Source organism: Agromyces sp. NPDC056523 (genome assembly GCF_042794545.1).
In the GTDB taxonomy this organism is placed as follows: domain Bacteria; phylum Actinomycetota; class Actinomycetes; order Actinomycetales; family Microbacteriaceae; genus Agromyces.
The window spans coordinates 419,072-431,727 of record NZ_JBHTTM010000001.1 but is presented as its reverse complement, the minus strand read 5'-3'; the positions used below and the strand labels follow the sequence as shown (position 1 = coordinate 431,727).

Genomic DNA, 12,656 nt, shown 5'->3' with positions numbered 1-12,656 from the left:
CCTGCAGGCTCCCGGAACGTACGCCGTAGAATCCTCACCATGCCGGCCGAGTCGACCTCCCATCGACGCGTCCGCCGACTCCTCACCATCGCCGCCGCCGGGGCCGCCTGCGCCCTGGGCCTCGCCGGTGCCGCCGTCCCCGCAGCGGGCCCGGCGCATGCGGATGCCGCGGCCGTCACCGCCGCCGCGCCCGCCGCAGCACCCACCGAGGACGCCGACGGCGTGCGACTGAGCGTGGCGCCCGCCGACGCCACCACGGTCGCGGCGGGTCGACCGATCAACGTGGTCGTCGAGATCGTGAACGGCACGAACGACGCGATCCGCGCGGGCACCGTGCTCCTCGGCGTCTCGACGGCGCCCGAGGACCCCGACGCCGACGTGGAGCCCGTCGCCGAGCGAGCCACGGCGTCGCTGGCCGTGGGCGCCGCGACCTCCCTCGCCTTCACCGTCCCGGCCGACGCCACCGACCCCGACGACCCCGTGATCGGCCTGGCCGCCTCGCTCGAGGTCGACGGGGCGACCGTGTCATCCGCCCGCACGATCGTCGCGAACGCCGCGGTGCCCGTCGAATCGCCGGCCGGCCTCGCGCTCGCGTACCCGTTGACGGTTCCGCCGCAGGAGACGGGACTCATCCCGGCCGATCTCCTCGAGACGTGGACGGGCCCCGAGGGCCTGCTCACGCGACAGCTCGACGCCGTCGCGGGTCGCTCGGTGGCGGTCGCCATCGACCCGCGGATCACCGCGTCCATCCGGATCCTCGGCGTGTCGGCGCCCGAGAGCGCCGTGGCCTGGCTGGAACGACTCGAACTCATGCCGAATGAGGCATTCCCCTTGGCGTACGCCGACGCCGACCTCGCGGCACAGGCGCAGGCCGGGCTCGACGAGCCTCTCGAGCCGTTCGGCTTCGGCGATGCCGTCGACCCTGCGAACTTCCCGGCCGAGGGCGCCGACGCGGACGCGACCGCCGCGCCCGAATCCGTTCCCGACACCGCGGCGCTGCTGGAGTGGGACTTCACGCGGGCCGACATCGCCTGGCCCGCCGACGACACCGTGGCGACCGGCGACCTCGACTGGTTCGCGGCGGGCGGACTGACCACGGCGATCCTCACGCCGGGCAACGTCGAGCCGCTCGACACCGCCGGAAACGCGAGCGCGACGATCGACGGCCGTGCCGCCGTCATCGCGGATGCCGGGATCACGGACGCCCTCCGCGAGGCGGCGGCCGCGACATCCGACACCGCCTGGCGCGGCGCCACCGCCCGCCTGCTCGCCGAGCTCGCGTTGGCCGCCGAGGATGCGCCCGTCACGCTGCTGGGCACGTTCGATCGCTCGGCCGGCCTCGACGCCGACCGCGTCGCGGCCACCGTCGCGGCGGTCTCCTCGGGCCAGTGGGCGCGCCCGGCCACCCTCGCCGAGGCCGTCGGCTCGCCTCCGGCCGCGCGGACGCTCGTGTCGATGCCCGAGGACGAGCAGCGCATCGAGAACGTCGGCCGATTGCTGACCGCCGAGCGCGCCGTCGATGAGTTCTCCGACGTGCTGGCCGACCCGACGGTGCTCACGGGTCCGACGCGGCGCGACCTGCTCGCACTCCTCGATGTCGGATGGCTCGACCGGCCCGAGGAGTGGACCGACGCCGTGGGCCGCTGGCTCGTCGACCGGCGCGCGGTCACCGATGCGGTCTCGATCGTCCCGAGCAGCAGCGTCCTGGTCGTCGCCACCGAGACCGGCATCCCGATCACGGTGCAGAACGACCTGCCGTACCCGGTGAACGTGAGCGTTGAGGTTGCGCCCTCGAACGGGCGGCTGATCGTCGAGGAACCCGTCGAGGCGACCGTCGAGGCCGACAGCCGCAGCACGGTGAGCGTGCCGGTCGCCGCCGGCGTCGGCAGCGGCGAGGTGACCCTCGTGGTCTCGCTGACCTCCCCCGACGGCACAGTCGTCGGCTCGAGCGTGCGCGTGCCGGCGAACGTGCAGGCCGACTGGGAGGGCGTCGGCGCCGCCGTCATCGCCGCGATCGTGGTCGCCGTCTTCGCGGTCGGCGTGATCCGCGCATTCCGCCGGCGTCGGCGAGCGCCCGAGGACTCTTCGCCCGACGGCCCCGCGACCGAGGGCTCCGCCGCCGCCGCCGCGCCCGAGGCATCCGCGCCCGAAGGCGGCCCCGCCGCCGACGACTCCGCCCCCGCCCGAACCACCGAGGACGCATCGCATGACTGACCGCATCGCCCGCGCGAGCCTGTTCCTCGCGTCGGGCACGATCGTCTCGCGCATCCTCGGCTTCCTGAAGGCGATCGTGCTCGCAGCGACGATCGGCGTCGTCGGCTCGGCCAGCGCCGACGCCTTCGCGGTCGCGAACGGCCTGCCGAACACCGTGTACGTCATCGTCGCCGGCGGCGTGCTGAGCGCGGTGCTGGTGCCGCAGATCGTGCGCGCGGCGGCGCACGAGGACGGCGGCAGCGCGTACATCAACAAGCTCGTGACGCTCGCGCTCGTGGTGATCGGGGCGGCGACGGTCCTCGCGACCGCGCTCGCGCCGCTGCTCGCCTGGATCTACGGCGGCAACTTCCCGCCCGAGACCCTCGCGCTCGCCACGGCCTTCGCGTTCTGGTGCCTGCCGCAGATCTTCTTCTACGGGCTCTACACGCTCCTCGGCGAGGTGCTGAACGCCCGGCGCAGCTTCGGGCCGTTCACGTGGGTGCCGGTGCTCAACAACGTCGTCGCCCTGATCGGCCTCGTGGTGTTCGGGCTGCTGTTCGGGTTCGATCCCACCGGCACCCGCACCGCCGACGACTGGACGCCCGGCATGATCGCCCTGCTGGCCGGCACCGCCACGCTCGGCATCGTCGCCCAGGCGGTCGTGCTGTTCTGGTTCTGGCGGCGGGTCGGCCTGCGCTACCGGCTCGACTTCCACTGGCGGGGCGTGGGACTGCGATCGGCGGGCCGCATGGCCGGCTGGACGTTCGGCATGCTGCTGCTCACGACGCTCGCCGGCATCGTGCAGACCCGCGTCGTGAGCGAGGCGTCAGGATTCGGCGCGTCGGTCGCCGCGACGGATGCCGCGTGGCTCATCTTCATGCTGCCCCACTCGGTCATCACGGTCTCGATCGCGACGGCGTACTTCACCCGTATGAGCGAGCACGCGCGTGACGGCAAGTTGGAGCGGGTCAGCCATGACCTCTCCGGCGCGGTCCGGGCGGTGGGGCTCATCCTCATTCTGGCGTCGGCAGTGCTGATCGTCGTCGCCTATCCGTTCGCCGCCGTGTTCCAGCCGGGCGACTTCACGAGCGTGTCGGCGCTCGGCAACGTCATCATCGCGTTCTCGATCGGCCTGGTCGCCTTCAGCGTGCTGTTCGTCGTGCAGCGCACCTTCTACGCGCTCGGCGACACGCGCACGCCGTTCCTGTTCACGCTGGCCCAGGTCGTGCTGTTCTCGCTCGGGGCGCTCACGTGCCTGCTGCTGTTGCCGCGCGAGTGGATCGCGGTGGGCGTCGCGCTGTCGACGACCGTCGCCGGCGTGATCCAGCTCGCGCTGGCCGTCGTGCTGCTGCGCCCCAAGCTCGGCAGTCTCGACGGCCGGCACGTGATGACGAGCCTGGGCCGCGACCTCCTCGCGGTCATCGTGCCCATCGCAGCCGGCGCGGCCATCGCCTGGGCGTTCGGGGCGTTCCGCGACGGCGGGTTCGCGATCACGAACCGCTGGAGCGCGATCGCCGTCATGGCCATCGTCGGCGCCGTGATGGCCGCACTGTACGGCGTCATCCTGTGGCTGCTGCACTCGCCCGAGCTCCGCGGGTTCGTCGCGCCGGCCCTGGCGCGGCTCCGTCGCCGATGACGACGAGCGGATGGCGGGACGCTCCATCCGCATCTCGGCCCGCTCGCGGCACTCCTGTGACCCACCCGCGAGCGCCCGTAGCTCGGAATAGCCGCCGCCTAGACTGTGTTCCACATGTCGTGGCATCCGCTCGATCGGGTGCCGCGCTGATGCACGAGACAGGAGCGGCTTTGCGCGACATCATCATCATCGGATCGGGGCCGGCGGGCTTCACCGCCGCCATCTACGCGGCCCGCGCCGAGCTGAAGCCGATGCTCGTCGCGAGCTCCGTCGAGATCGGCGGCGAGCTGATGAACACGACCGAGGTCGAGAACTTCCCGGGTTTCCCCGAGGGCATCATGGGTCCCGACCTCATGGGCAAGATGCAGGCGCAGGCCGAGCGGTTCGGCACCGAGGTCATCTACGACGACGTCGTGGAGCTCGAGCTCGAGGGCCCCGTCAAGCGCGTCAAGCTCGGCAACGGCGGTGAGCATGAGGCGAAGACGATCGTCTTCGCAACCGGGTCGGCCTACCGCAAGCTCGGCCTGCCCGAGGAGGAGCGACTCTCGGGCCACGGCCTGTCGTGGTGCGCCACGTGCGACGGCTTCTTCTTCCGCGAGAAGACCATCGCGGTCGTCGGCGGCGGCGACTCGGCGATGGAGGAGGCGACGTTCCTCACGCGCTTCGCCGACAAGGTCTACGTGATCCACCGCCGTGACCAGCTCAAGGCGTCGAAGATCATGCAGCAGCGTGCCTTCGACAACCCCAAGATCGAATTCATCTGGAACGCCGAGGTCGAGGCGATCCACGGTGACGCCGCCGTGACCGGTGTCACGCTGCGCGACACGGTCACGGGCGACGTGCGCGCGCTCGACCTCGACGGGCTGTTCGTCGCGATCGGCAACGACCCCCGCACGCACCTCGTGCACGGCAAGCTCGAGCTCACGCCCGAGGGCACCATCCACGTCGACGGGCGCTCGTCGCGCACCTCGGTGGACGGCGTCTTCGCCGCGGGCGACGTGGTCGACCCGACCTACCGCCAGGCCGTCACCGCGGCCGGCTCCGGCACCGTCGCGGCACTCGACGCCGAGCACTACCTCGCCGCGCTCGAGGACACTGCTTCGCCCGCCGCCGCCGAAGCCGAGGCCGAGGCCGTCGACGAGGCCGTCGCCATCGACCGGCTCGCCGAGGTGGGCTGACGGTTCCCGTCGGCAGGACCCGCTTCGCGACATCCGCTTGACCGCGCTTCACGCGCTTCACCGATAGGAGAACACCCATGACTGCACGTGCAGTGACCGAGGCCACCTGGGAGCAGGAGGTCCTGAACAACGAGAAGGCCGTCCTGGTCGACTTCTGGGCCGAGTGGTGCGGGCCGTGTCGCGCGGTCAGCCCGATCCTCGACCAGATCGCGACCGAGCACTCCGAGAAGCTCGACATCGTCAAGCTCAACGTCGACGAGAACCCGGGCTTGGCGATGAAGTACCAGATCACCGCGATTCCCGCGTTCAAGGTCTTCGAGAAGGGCGAGGTCGTCAAGACCGTCATCGGCGCCAAGCCGAAGCCCGCCCTCGAGGCCGACCTCGCCGCCTACATCGCGTAGTCGGCCGCCTCGCAACGCATCGAGACCCGCCCGGCAGACGCTGGGCGGGTCTTCTGCGTCTACCGGGGATGGCGCGGCTCCCGGTTCACCGAGCGCGTGCACGTCCGTCGGCGCGATCCGGATCCGCGCGCGCGTCGGTCGCATCTGCACGCGTTCGAGCGACCGGCATGCGGGCGCCGACCCCGCGTCATCCGCCTTCGGGCGATGACTAGCATGAGAATCCTGAGCAGAACGGACAGCACCTGTGACCTCTGACGTCCCCCAGCGGACCGGCAACAACCTCGACCCCTGGTACGCGAACTACGCCGAGCGAGCCGCCGGCTTCGCCGCGTCCGAGGTCCGAGCCCTGTTCGCCGTGGCGTCGCGGCCCGAGGTCGTCTCGCTCGCCGGCGGCATGCCCTACGTCTCAGCGCTGCCGCAGGAGCTCATCAGCTCGGCCTTCGAACGGGTCATGCGCGAGCAGGGCCCGGTGGCGCTGCAGTACGGCTCGGGCCAGGGCATCCCGTCGCTGCGCGAGCACATCCTCGAGGTGATGTCGCTCGAGGGGATCCGTGCCTCGGTCGACAACGTGGTCACGTCGACCGGCTCGCAGCAGGCGCTCGACTTCGTCGCGAAGCTGTTCCTCGACCCTGGCGACGTGGTGCTCGCCGAGGCGCCCTCGTACGTCGGGGCGATGGGCGTGTTCCGCTCGTACCAGGCGTCGGTCGTGCACGTGGCGATGGATGACGACGGGCTCATTCCCGAGGCGCTGCGGCAGACGATCGCGCACCTGCGCGGCCAGGGCCGACGGATCAAGTTCCTCTACACGATCCCGAACTTCCACAACCCCGCCGGCGTGACGCTGTCCGCCGAGCGCCGACCCGAGATCCTCGAGATCTGCCGCTCCAACGAGATCCTCGTGCTCGAGGACAACCCCTACGGTCTCCTGCACTTCGACCAGCCGGCGCCCGATGCCCTGCGCTCGATGGACCCCGAGGGTGTCGTGTACCTCGGCTCGTTCTCGAAGACCCTGGCTCCCGGATTCCGCGTCGGGTGGGCGCTCGCGCCGCATGCCATCCGTGAGAAGCTCATCCTCGCCGCCGAGTCGGCGATCCTCTCGCCCTCCTCGTTCAGCCAGCTCGTCGTCTCGGAGTACCTCTCGCAGGCCGATTGGCGCGGGCAGATCGACGCGTTCCGCGGGGTCTACCGCGAACGTAAGGACGCGATGATCGAGGCGCTGGGGGAGTACCTCCCGCAACTCTCGTGGACGAACCCGAAGGGCGGGTTCTACGTGTGGGTCACGCTGCCCGATGTGCTCGACTCGAAGCAGATGCTGCCGCGCGCGGTCCGCGAACTCGTCGCCTACACGCCGGGCACCGCGTTCTTCGCCGACGGACGCGGGCGGCACGCGATGAGGCTGTCGTTCTGCTACCCGACGCCCGATGCCATCCGGCTCGGCATCCGACGACTCGCGACCGTCGTCAACGGCGAGCTCGACCTGCTCGACACCTTCGCGGGCACCGGGTCGCTGCAATCGCCCGAACGTCCGGGTATCGAACCCGCCCCGCCCACCGACCTGAAGTAGTGGAGAAACCCCTGATCATGAGCGAATCCGCTGCACTCTCCGTTGTCGTGCTCGCCGGTGGGATCTCCCACGAGCGGGATGTCTCGCTCCGCTCCGGCCGGCGTGTCGCCGACGCGCTCGTGCAGGCCGGTCACCGGGTCGAACTGCGCGATCCCGACGCCGGGCTCCTGCCGTACCTGGCCGAGCGACGGCCCGACGTGGTGTTCCCCGCGCTGCACGGCTCGAGCGGTGAAGACGGCTCGCTGCTCGAGTTGCTCGCGGCGATCGGCGTGCCGACCGTCGGGTCGACCGGTGCGGCGGCCCGTCGCGCCTGGTCGAAGCCCGTCGCGACCTCGCTGGTCGCACAGGCGGGGGTCGCCGTCCCGGAGTCCATCGTGCTGTCGCACGAGGCGTTCCGCGAGCTCGGCGCTGCGAGCGTGCTGCGCGTCGTGCGCGAGGCACTCGACGGCGACCTCGTCGTGAAGCCGGGCGCCGGCGGCTCGGCGCAGGGTGTGACCATCGTCGAGGACCCCACCGAACTGCCGCGAGCGATGGTCGACGCCTTCACCTACGACGACGTCGCCGTGGTCGAGCGGCGCATCGTGGGCACCGAGCTCGCGATCGCGGTGGTCGAGACGGATGGCGCGCCGCGCGCCCTCACGGCGGTCGAGATCGTGCCGACCACCGGGGTGTACTCGTTCCAGGCGCGCTACAACGCGGGGGAGACCACGTTCTTCGCGCCGTGCCGCCTCGACGAAGAGACCGCGACGCGCGCGACCGAAGCCGCACTGCTCGCGCACCGGACGCTGGGTCTTCGGGACCTCTCGCGCGTCGACCTCATCGTGGATGCCGCGGGCACGCCGTGGTTCCTCGAGGCGAACGTCTTCCCGGGCCTGACCGAGACCTCGCTCGTTCCGCTGGCCATCGAGGCGTCCGACACGGATGCCGCGACGGTCTACGACGCGCTCGTGCGCGCGGCGGTCGCGCGCGTCGCCTGAGGCTGGGCGTCTTCGCACCCGGACGGCTGCGGAACTGCCCAGGCGATCAGAGCCCTTCGAGGTCCTCGCCGAGCTCACCGAGGATGCGGCGGAGGTCCTGCACCGTCGCGAAATCGATGCTGATCTGGCCCTTTCGCGCGCCCAGGCTGATCCGGACGCGGGTGTCGAGCCGGTCGCCGAGGCGAGTGGACAGGTCGTCGAGGAACTCCTGGCGTTTGCCCGCCGCGGGCTTGGGACGACCGGGCTTCGGCTCCTCGGAAACGATGGCCTCGGCCGCCCGGACCGAGAGGTCCTCGTTGACGATCTTGTCGGCGAGCCGTTGCATCGCCTCGGGATCGCCGGTGGCGAGGATGGCGCGGGCATGCCCGGCGCTGAGCACGCCGGCGGCCACCCGCAGCTGAACGGGTTCGGGCAGCTTCAGCAGGCGGAGAGTGTTGGAGATCTGCGGCCGTGAGCGGCCGATGCGGGTCGCCAGTTCCTCCTGCGTGATGCCGAAGTCGGCGAGGAGCTGCTGGTAGGCGGAGGCCTCCTCGAGCGGGTTCAGCTGCGAGCGGTGCAGGTTCTCGAGGAGCGCGTCGCGCAGCATCGCCTCATTCGCGGTCTCCTTGATGACCGCCGGGATCGTGTCGAGACCTGCCGCCTTCGTGGCGCGCAGGCGCCGTTCGCCCATGACGAGCTCGTACTTGCCGGGCTGGTCGGGGTGCGGCCGCACGACGATCGGCTGGAGCACGCCGAACTCCCGAACGCTGTGGACGAGTTCGGCGAGGTCCTCGGGGTCGAACACGCTCCGGGGCTGCTGTGCGTTGGGCAGGATGTCGTCGGGGTCGAGCCGCGCGAGGTGCGCTCCCGGCACCATGACCAGGTTCGCGTCGGCCGCGCTCTCGACCGCAGCGACCGCCGCCGGGGGTGCATCACTGTCGGGGAAGAACACGTCGACTGGCCGCGTTGCGCGCGGTGCGTCCTCGGTGGTGGGGATGAGTGCCCCGATGCCGCGGCCGAGACCGGTGCGCTTCGTTGCCATCAGTGGTGCTCCTTCTCTGCAGACGCGCCGCGCCAGGCGATCTCGGCCGCGGCCTCGCGGTACGAGAGCGACCCGCTCGACGTGAAGTCGTAACTGATGACGCTCTGCCCGTAGCTCGGCGCCTCCGAGACCCGAACCGAGCGGGGGATGATCGTCTCCAGCGTCTGGACGGGGAAGTGATCGCGGACCTCCTGCGCCACCTGCTGGGCGAGGTTCGTCCGGGAGTCGTACATCGTCAGCAGGATCGTCGTGAGTCGCAACTCGTTGTTCAGGTGGCGCTCGATCAATTCGATGTTGCTGAGCAGCTGGGAGAGGCCTTCGAGCGCGTAGTACTCGCACTGGATCGGGATGAGGACCTCGCGCGCTGCGACGAAGGCGTTGATGGTGAGCAGACCCAACGACGGCGGGCAGTCGATGAAGACGTAGTCGTACGGCTGGTCCATCTCGGCGAGATGGGCGTCGAGCGCCCGGCGGAGTCGTTGCTCGCGTGCGACGAGGGAGACGAGCTCGATCTCGGCACCCGCCAGGTGGATGGTCGCCGGTACGCAGTCGAGCCGCTCGTGCTCGGTCGACGGGCGGACGACCTCGGTCAGCGGGAGGTCGCTGACGAGCACGTCGTAGACGCTCTGCTGATCGGAACGGTGTTCGACTCCCAGTGCGGTCGATGCGTTGCCCTGAGGGTCGAGATCGATCACGAGGACCTTGGCGCCGGTTCGGGCGAGGGCGGCGGCGAGGTTCACGGCCGAGGTGGTCTTTCCGACCCCACCCTTCTGGTTCGAAATGGTGAAGATGCGCGTCGAGGCGGGGAGGGGGAGGACCGCCTCCGCGAGCGCTAGTCGCCGGCGGGTTTCGTCGGCAAGCTGATCGGCCAGTGGAGTGCCTCCGATGGATTCGGGCGTTTCACGTGAAACATCTGCGGGGGGTTCAGCGACGGTCGACTGCGTTGCGGTCGAGGTGTAGGCGAGCGCGGCGGGCTCGGATGCCTCGGGAACTTCGTGTACTTCGTCGGGGATCGCGTCGGCCGCGACCACCGAGTCTGCCGAAGGGGACGCGATGGTGTCTGCAATTCGCTGGGATGCGTCATTCGAAGCGTCCACCCCGACCCCGGCGTCGGCGGGCTCGTCGAAGACACGGTACTCCTCGTCGAGGTCGGACGTCGGGGAGGCGGCGTCGGGAAGGCGGTCGGCGACGGCAAGCGAATCCGAGCGCGAAGCTGCCGACGGCGTGACGTCATCGGTCGGATGCTCCTGCATCATGGCGGTGCGCGGTTGATGGAGACTCGAGACCGTCTCGGCGGTCGCGTCGCCCACGATCTCGCGGATGATGTCCTCGAGCAGCTTGTCAGGGTCGCTGTGGTGAAGGGTGGGCACGCTGCCGGTGGGGACTCCGGTGTCGGCATCGTCCGAGAGGGCGGCGGCCGTTGCGGCATCCCAGTCGATTCCCGACGCGGGGACGTGCGCGTCGGCACGCTGGGTCCGCGCGGACGAAACGGTGCCCGCGCGGTCCGGTGCTGCCGGCGGGGGAGCGAATCGCTCGTTCTCCGAGGCTTCGGACGCTGGGGTCTGATCCCCGGGCTGGGACGCCATCGGCGCTGGTCGCGCCTGAGCGTCCTGTTCCCCGGATGGCCTGAAGGGCGCGTCGACGTCGCCGGATGGCGTGGCGGTGGGCACGGGTCGGTCGTTTCCATTCGTTCGAGCTTGGGTCGCCTGCTCCGCTTCGAACGCCTCCAGGCGAGTCGGTTCGGGCGTGCGCATCGGTTCGGGTTCGGGTCGAGGCTTCCTCCGGTGGAACCAGCCACGCCCCCCGCCATGCGCCATGCCACTCTCCTGACCCGTTCGACTTCCCGCCACTCCGGTCAGCGGCGATGTTCGACACCCCAGCCTAACCGCCACCCCGGACGACGCTCGGGCCACGCTCCGAAGTTTCGCCAGCTGGCTCGCGGTGTACAAGACGTCGTCACCAAGAGAGACGCGTGCCTCAGCAGCTAGCGGATGTTTCACGTGAAACATCCGCGTCAACCCGAATTGACCGAAATTCGTTCGGGTCGTATCTGATCTGGTATCGGCCGGAGCCGACCGCGGTGCCGCGGTGATGCTCGAGTATTCCGGCACTCAGCGAGAGTCCCGATGGGGGCCCCAGCATCCACGGCAGGAGAGGACGTGCTCGCGAGCCGTCAGCTCGTCAGGGCGTGTTTCACGTGAATCGGGGGGCGAGGGCTCGCCCGCGCGTGGCGGAGGTCCGCGTGTGGCCGTGGGACGCGGGCACGAACCAGTCGAGGGTGATCGCCGGCGGCCACGCCGAGGGACGACGGCACCGTGGCCACGGTTGGCGCGTCGCGAGGTCTCTGACAAGGTGTGGGCATCGTTGGAGCCGTTGATACCGGAAGTCATCGGCCGGTCGCGTCCGTGGGCGGATCACCAACTCGCGATCGAGAGGATGGCCTGGAAGTACCCGACCGGGGCCCCGGGGCGGGATGTGCCGGAGCCGTTCGGGAAGTTGAACTCTGTCTACAAGCGGTTCACCCGCTGGGCTCACGACCAGGTTCACTGGCTCGCAGGACGGCAAGAATCGCCCGTTGCGTTAGGTGCTCACCGGCGAGAACGTCAACGACACCACGATGATGACCACGGTGCTCGAGCACATTCGTGTGCCGCGGACCGGAGTCGGCAGGCGCGCAGCCGCCCCGACCGGGTGCTCACGGACATGGGGTACCCATCGAAGGCGAACCGCGCGTGGCTGAGACAGCGCGAGATCGCCGCGACGATCTCCAAACGCGACGACCAGATCTCTCACCGCCGCAAGCCGGGCCGACCGATTGACTTCGGCGACGAGCAGAAGTCCCCGGTACCGCGGCCGCAATCTGGTGGAACGCTGCCTCAACAGGCTGAAGCAGTTGCGCGGGATCGCGATGCGCTCGGACAAGACCGCTCGCAGCTACCGCGCGCGATCGCCCTCGCCGCCACGCTGATCTGGATCAAGACCGACTTGGTCTACACGATCAGATCGTCGACCGTATAGCGCTGGCAGAAGCCGCGCCGCCTCGGCGTGCGCTCAGTACAGGGGCTGCTTCTCCAGCAGGTAGACGTCGCGCTGGTCGGGATCACCAAGCCAGAACCCGAGTTCGGTGCCGCCGAATCCGCGAACGGCAATCACGGTGCCGTACGTCTGCGCTTCAAGGGCGACGTCGATCGTGTGGTCGTCCTCGTCGACCTGCCAGGTGCAGTCTTCCGTGTTGACTGGACCCCCGGTCGGCTTCCCATCGGGCCCGGGTGGGTCGAGCGAGAGCGCGCCCTCCGGGATGTCGGTGAGTTGACATGTTCCGTCTGGGTGGAAGTCGATCCGTCCACCGTCGTCGGGGTTCACCCAGGCGCCGACGACGTCCTCCGGATCCGGGATCGGTGGAGGAATGAGGTACTCCGGTGCGTTCAAGCAGCCGGCAAGAGTGAGCACGAGGCTCGCCGCGGCGGCGATCGAAGCCGATCGCGTGACCCATCGTGGAGGTGGCACCTCCGCATGCGTCATGCCAGGCTGCCGATCGCGGCCGGCCCGGACGACCTCCGTGAGGCACCTGAAGAACATGGCATGAGCACGATGACATCCTTCCAGCTCATCGACAGGGCAGGTCTCCCGGAGCTCTTGGCACGTCGGCGCCTGCCCACTTGATCAAACTCGGCCTAGGTGCGCTC

10 protein-coding genes and 1 pseudogene are annotated in these 12,656 nt (G+C 70.1%); 8 read left to right on the top strand and 3 right to left on the bottom strand.

Going from position 1 to position 12,656, the window contains the following annotated elements; all coding sequences use genetic code 11:
* Positions 1-39: 39 nt before the first annotated feature.
* From ACFQ58_RS02050 to ACFQ58_RS02025, 6 genes are all read left to right on the top strand, one after another.
* On the top strand, positions 40-2,214 hold the full coding sequence (locus tag ACFQ58_RS02050) for a DUF6049 family protein (protein ID WP_376949027.1): 2,175 nt from the start codon (positions 40-42) through the stop codon (positions 2,212-2,214).
* Positions 2,207-3,829 (top strand): murein biosynthesis integral membrane protein MurJ, encoded by a 1,623-nt coding sequence (murJ, locus tag ACFQ58_RS02045; protein ID WP_376949025.1) that lies wholly within the window; start codon positions 2,207-2,209, stop codon positions 3,827-3,829. Before ACFQ58_RS02050 ends, murJ begins: the two co-directional genes overlap by 8 nt.
* 170 nt (positions 3,830-3,999) lie before the next feature.
* The gene (gene trxB / locus ACFQ58_RS02040; RefSeq protein ID WP_376949023.1) at positions 4,000-5,007 is read left to right on the top strand and encodes a thioredoxin-disulfide reductase; all 1,008 of its coding nucleotides are present in this window, start codon (positions 4,000-4,002) and stop codon (positions 5,005-5,007) included.
* 77 nt (positions 5,008-5,084) lie between these two features.
* Positions 5,085-5,408, top strand: coding sequence for a thioredoxin (trxA, locus tag ACFQ58_RS02035; RefSeq protein WP_376949021.1), 324 nt, complete (start codon positions 5,085-5,087; stop codon positions 5,406-5,408).
* Between the two features lie 244 nt (positions 5,409-5,652).
* Positions 5,653-6,972: a PLP-dependent aminotransferase family protein gene (locus tag ACFQ58_RS02030; RefSeq protein WP_376949019.1), complete on the top strand. Its 1,320-nt coding sequence runs from the start codon at positions 5,653-5,655 to the stop codon at positions 6,970-6,972.
* A 17-nt stretch (positions 6,973-6,989) separates the two neighbouring features.
* Positions 6,990-7,949: a D-alanine--D-alanine ligase gene (locus ACFQ58_RS02025; RefSeq protein ID WP_376949017.1), complete on the top strand. Its 960-nt coding sequence runs from the start codon at positions 6,990-6,992 to the stop codon at positions 7,947-7,949.
* 46 nt (positions 7,950-7,995) lie between these two features.
* Here ACFQ58_RS02025 and ACFQ58_RS02020 read toward each other — a convergent pair whose 3' ends face one another.
* Both ACFQ58_RS02020 and ACFQ58_RS02015 read right to left on the bottom strand, forming a co-directional pair.
* Positions 7,996-8,970 (bottom strand): ParB/RepB/Spo0J family partition protein, encoded by a 975-nt coding sequence (locus ACFQ58_RS02020; RefSeq protein WP_376949015.1) that lies wholly within the window; start codon positions 8,968-8,970, stop codon positions 7,996-7,998.
* Positions 8,970-9,857, bottom strand: coding sequence for a ParA family protein (locus ACFQ58_RS02015; protein ID WP_376950322.1), 888 nt, complete (start codon positions 9,855-9,857; stop codon positions 8,970-8,972). The genes ACFQ58_RS02020 and ACFQ58_RS02015 overlap by 1 nt, the downstream gene beginning before the upstream one ends.
* Positions 9,858-11,061: 1,204 nt before the next feature.
* Between ACFQ58_RS02015 and ACFQ58_RS02010 the strand changes: the two are divergent.
* Positions 11,062-11,502 (top strand): annotated as a pseudogene (locus ACFQ58_RS02010) (transposase); the annotation flags it as partial.
* A gap of 171 nt (positions 11,503-11,673) precedes the next feature.
* Entirely contained in the window at positions 11,674-11,988 is a 315-nt protein-coding gene (locus ACFQ58_RS02005; protein WP_376950349.1) for a hypothetical protein, read from the top strand.
* 33 nt (positions 11,989-12,021) lie between these two features.
* Here ACFQ58_RS02005 and ACFQ58_RS02000 read toward each other — a convergent pair whose 3' ends face one another.
* The gene (locus tag ACFQ58_RS02000; protein ID WP_376949013.1) at positions 12,022-12,399 is read right to left on the bottom strand and encodes a hypothetical protein; all 378 of its coding nucleotides are present in this window, start codon (positions 12,397-12,399) and stop codon (positions 12,022-12,024) included.
* Positions 12,400-12,656: the final 257 nt, after the last annotated feature.

Excerpts from the sequence above, each read along its gene's own strand:
- murJ (WP_376949025.1), top strand. The coding sequence starts at position 2,207 with ATGACTGACCGCATCGCCCGCGCGAGCCTGTTCCTCGCGTCGGGCACG.
- ACFQ58_RS02020 (WP_376949015.1), bottom strand. The coding sequence starts at position 8,970 with ATGGCAACGAAGCGCACCGGTCTCGGCCGCGGCATCGGGGCACTCATC.
- ACFQ58_RS02005 (WP_376950349.1), top strand. The coding sequence starts at position 11,674 with ATGGGGTACCCATCGAAGGCGAACCGCGCGTGGCTGAGACAGCGCGAG.
- ACFQ58_RS02050 (WP_376949027.1), top strand. The coding sequence starts at position 40 with ATGCCGGCCGAGTCGACCTCCCATCGACGCGTCCGCCGACTCCTCACC.
- ACFQ58_RS02025 (WP_376949017.1), top strand. The coding sequence starts at position 6,990 with ATGAGCGAATCCGCTGCACTCTCCGTTGTCGTGCTCGCCGGTGGGATC.
- trxA (WP_376949021.1), top strand. The coding sequence starts at position 5,085 with ATGACTGCACGTGCAGTGACCGAGGCCACCTGGGAGCAGGAGGTCCTG.